This is a genomic window from Dietzia sp. UBA5065, from assembly GCA_002415925.1.
In the GTDB taxonomy this organism is placed as follows: Bacteria; Actinomycetota; Actinomycetes; order Mycobacteriales; family Mycobacteriaceae; genus Dietzia.
In genome coordinates this window covers 315-4592 of record DIAZ01000046.1, presented here as the reverse complement: position 1 = coordinate 4592, position 4278 = coordinate 315, and the positions used below count along the sequence as shown (strand labels likewise).

General features: G+C 67.5%; 5 protein-coding genes. All 5 read left to right on the top strand.

Features of this window, described 5'->3' with window-relative positions:
- Positions 1 to 402, top strand: a 402-nt coding sequence (locus tag B4M60_RS03375) for a GNAT family N-acetyltransferase (protein ID WP_291080280.1), incomplete at its 5' end; no start/stop codon positions are given.
- Positions 403 to 649: 247 nt separating this feature from the next.
- Entirely contained in the window at positions 650 to 1759 is a 1110-nt protein-coding gene (gene pstS / locus B4M60_RS03370) for a phosphate ABC transporter substrate-binding protein PstS (RefSeq protein ID WP_291080278.1), read from the top strand.
- A gap of 79 nt (positions 1760 to 1838) precedes the next feature.
- Positions 1839 to 2888, top strand: a complete 1050-nt coding sequence (gene pstC, locus B4M60_RS03365; protein WP_291080276.1) for a phosphate ABC transporter permease subunit PstC — start codon at positions 1839 to 1841, stop codon at positions 2886 to 2888.
- Positions 2888 to 3802, top strand: a complete 915-nt coding sequence (gene pstA / locus B4M60_RS03360; RefSeq protein WP_291080275.1) for a phosphate ABC transporter permease PstA — start codon at positions 2888 to 2890, stop codon at positions 3800 to 3802. Before pstC ends, pstA begins: the two co-directional genes overlap by 1 nt.
- Positions 3803 to 3811: 9 nt before the next feature.
- The coding region (locus B4M60_RS03355; protein WP_291080273.1) for a phosphate ABC transporter ATP-binding protein at positions 3812 to 4278 on the top strand (467 nt) is incomplete at its 3' end.

The window sequence follows — 4278 nt, the reverse complement described above, 5'->3', positions numbered from 1 at the left end:
TGGCATCCCGAGCAGGGCGGGTGGACGCCCGACCGGCTGGACGAGCGGCTCGGGGTGGACTGGGTCGACCCGGCCGCGATCTTCCTCGCCGTGGACACCGCCGGTCCCCGGCCCCGGCTGGCCGGCTTCCACTGGACCAAGACGGTCGTCCCCGACCCCGGCCCCGCGGGCAAGGGTGAGGCCGTCGAGGGTGAGGTCTACGTCGTGGCCGTCGACCCGGCGGACCAGGGGCGCGGGCTGGGCGGGTCGCTCACCGCCCTCGGGGTCGCGCATCTCGAGGAGGTCAACGGGGTGGAGTCCGTCGTGCTCTACGTGGAGGGTGACAATGCGGCGGCCATCCGGACCTACGAGAGGCTCGGCTTCACGGTCGAGCTCCGCGATGTGACCTACACCCGCGTGTGACGAATCCGGCATCGCCGGCCGGCTCTGTGTAAGACCCCTGTTCAGGGGGCCGCGGCCGGGTGGGAGTCGGGGCCGGTGGCGTCCTGTTCTGCGAGTTCATCTCTCGTTCACCTCTCCTCGCGGGGCTGTTCATATCAGCGCCTTAGGTTCTGATCCTGTCGGGCCGCGGGTGTCGGCCCGTCCTCGCGACGCAGTCGCCAAGAACGTGACCGGTGGGATGCCCCACCGGACTAACCAAGGAGATTCAGTGGACCTCAAGCGCACCGGTGCCCTTCTCGGGCTCGCCGCTCTCACGACCGTCGGCCTGGCCGCCTGCTCGGACGACAACGCCGGCGGCGGCGACTCGTCGGCCCAGGCCGTGGCCGGTGCGGAATGCGGCGGCAAGGCCAACCTGAAGTCGTCGGGTTCGTCCGCGCAGAACAACGCCATGACCGTCTTCGCCAACTCGTACGCGATGAGCTGCGAGGGCCAGACGCTCGACTACAACTCCAACGGCTCCGGTGCCGGCGTCAAGGAGTTCATCGGCGGCCAGACCGACTTCGGTGGCTCCGACTCCCCGCTCAAGGACGCGGAATACGTCACCGCCGAGGAGCGGTGCGACGGCCCGGCCTGGAACCTCCCGGCCGTCTTCGGCCCGATCGCCGTGGCCTACAACCTCGACGGTGTCGAGCTCACGCTCTCGGGCCCGACCATCGCCAAGATCTTCAACGGTGGGATCACCAACTGGAATGATCCGGCCATCGCGGCGGAGAACAAGGGTGCGGAGCTCCCGGATCAGCGCATCACCGTGATCTTCCGCTCGGACGAGTCGGGTACCACCGACAACTTCCAGAAGTACCTCGACGCCGCGTCGGACGGGGCGTGGACGCAGGAGGCAGGCAAGACCTTCAACGGCGGCGTCGGCGAGGGCGCGAAGGGCAACGAGGGGGTCTCGGCCGCCATCGGCCAGACGCCGGGCACCATCACCTACACCGAGTGGTCGTACGCCAAGAACCAGGACCTCTCCATGGTGAAGATCGTCACCCCGGCCGACGCGGAGGGCGTCGAGCTCACCGCCGAGACCGCCGGCAAGACCATCGATTCGGCCAAGCTGAAGAACGAGGGCACCAACGACCTCGTGATCGACACCTCGTCCTTCTACGTCCCTGAGGCGGCCGGCGCCTACCCGATCATCCTCCCGACCTACGAGATCGTGTGCTCGACGTACAAGGACCCGGAGACCGCCGCCGCGGTGAGGTCGTTCCTCAACGTGGCCGTGTCGGAGGAGGTCCAGGGGCAGCTCGAGGCAGAGGGCTACATCCCGGTCCCCGACGCCTTCCGCGAGAAGCTCACCACCGCCATCTCCGAGATCTCCTGATCCCCGGGGTCGCCGGCCCGCCACCCATCCGGGCGGGCCGGCGACCCGCCCCTCACACCCCCGAGCGACTGAAGGTCTCATGACAGTTCACGAATCCGTCGACCGCGATGCCGACGAGAACGCAGGGAAGTCCGGCATGCCCGCCGGCGCCGGGCCAGTGCCGGGTGCCGACACCGGCGGTGGCGAGGACCTCCGAGAGGCCAGGTCGTCCCAGAAGACGGATGCGCTCTTCCGCGGAGTCACGGTGGCCGCCGGCGGGGTCATCGTCGCCCTCATCGCGCTGATCGGGATCGTCCTGGTGATCCAGGCGACCCCGTCGCTCATGCAGAACAACGTCAACTTCTTCACCTCGTCCGAGTGGAACACCACCGACCCGGACAACATGCGCTTCGGCATCCTCGACCTGCTCAAGGTCACGGTCCTGAGCTCGGTCTTCGCGCTGGTCCTGGCCGTCCCGGTGGCGATCGGCATCGCCACGTTCCTCGTGCAGTACGCTCCGGCCCGGCTGTCGAGGACGCTGTCCGCCCTGATCGACCTGCTCGCCGCGGTGCCGTCGATCATCTACGGCATGTGGGGACTCATCGTCCTCGGGCCGTGGATGGTGCCGTTCGCCACCTGGCTCAACCAGAACCTCAGCTGGATCTTCCTCTTCGCCGACGGCAACGTGTCGATCGGCGGAGGCGGGACGATCTTCACGGCCGGCGTCGTCCTGGCCATCATGATCCTGCCGATCATCACGTCGATGTCGCGTGAGACCATCCGGCAGACCCCGTCCCTCCACCAGGAGGCGGCCCTGGCACTGGGCGCCACCAAGTGGGAGAAGATCCGGATGACGTGCTTCCCCTACGCCAAGTCGGGGATGATCGCGGGGTCGATGCTCGCCCTGGGACGCGCGCTCGGCGAGACGGTCGCGGTGCTCATCATCCTGCGCGCGGCCAGTTCGCCCGGCACGCTCTCGCTGTTCGACGGCGGCTTCACGTTCGCCTCCAAGATCGCCTCGGGCAGCGCGGAGTTCAACCATCCGCTCCCCACGGGCGCGTACATCGCGGCCGGTCTCGTGCTGTTCATCCTCACGTTCCTCGTCAACCTCATCGCGCGCTCCGTGTCCGGTGGAAAGGTCAACGGCTGATGTCCAAGACACCCCCCGACCTGGCCAAGCCGGCCAAGCCGACGGACACGTTCCTCCCGATCTCCGGCGGCCGCAGGGCCAAGGACCGGCTCGCCACCGTGATCTTCACGGTGTGCTTCATGCTCGCCGTCATCCCGCTGGTCGCGCTGCTGTACAAGGTGCTCGTCTCGGGTCTGCCGGCGGTCCTCGACCCCGCGTGGTGGACCAACTCCCTCTTCCTCGTCTCGCCGTCCTCGATGGCGGGAGGTGTGGGCCACGCCATCTACGGCAGCCTCGTGCAGGCGCTCGTCGCCGCCGTCTTCTCGATCCCGCTCGGGGTCGCCGCCGGCATCATGCTGGTGGAGTACCCCGAGTCCCGGCTGGCACGGCCCACGACGTTCATGGTGGACGTCCTGGCGGGTGTCCCCTCCGTCGTGGCCGCAATCTTCATCTTCGGGGTCTGGGTCTCGGTGCTGAAGTTCCAGCTGAGCGCGTTCGCGGTGAGCCTGGCGCTCGTCCTCCTCATGCTGCCGCTCATCGTGCGGTCCACCGAGGAGATGCTCAAGCTGGTCCCCGACGAGCTCCGCGAGGCCTCCTACGCGCTGGGCGTCCCCAAATGGAAGACGATCGTCAGCATCGTGGTCCCCACCGCGCTGTCGGGCATGATCTCCGGCATCTTCCTCGCGACCGCGCGGGTGATGGGGGAGACCGCCCCGGTGCTGATCCTCGTGGGCTACACCGCGAGCTTCAACTTCAACATCTTCCAGAACAACATGGCCTCGCTGCCGTTGCTGATCTACAACCAGCTCTCGAACCCCAACGAGGCCGGCCAGTACCGGATCTGGGGCGCGGCGCTGACCCTCATCATCATCATCGGGCTGGCGAACCTCCTCGCTACGTTCGCTGCCAAGGCGCTCGCGCCGAAGACCAAGTAAGGACCAGAGATGGCCAAGCGACTCGATCTCGAGAATGTCGACATCTTCTACGGTGACTTCCACGCCGTGAAGGAGGTCAACCTCCACGTCCCGCCCCGCTCGGTGACCGCGTTCATCGGCCCGTCCGGCTGCGGGAAGTCCACCGTCCTCCGCTCGCTCAACCGGATGCACGAGGAGATCCCGGGCGCCTACGTCACGGGATCCATCAAGCTCGACGGCGTGGACATCTACGACAAGAAGGTCGACCCCGTCGCCGTCCGTCGGACCATCGGCATGGTGTTCCAGCGGCCCAACCCGTTCCCCACGATGTCCATCAAGGAGAACGTGGTCGCGGGCCTCAAGCTCCAGGGCGTCAAGAACAAGAAGACGCTCGACGAGGTCGCGGAGAAGTCGCTTCGTGGAGCCAACCTCTGGGAAGAGGTCAAGGATAGGCTCGACAAGCCCGGTGGCGGTCTCTCCGGCGGGCAGCAGCAGCG

Bases quoted from the DNA above. Each gene is read 5' to 3' on its own strand.
- pstC (WP_291080276.1), top strand. From the start codon at position 1,839: ATGACAGTTCACGAATCCGTCGACCGCGATGCCGACGAGAACGCAGGG.
- pstA (WP_291080275.1), top strand. From the start codon at position 2,888: ATGTCCAAGACACCCCCCGACCTGGCCAAGCCGGCCAAGCCGACGGAC.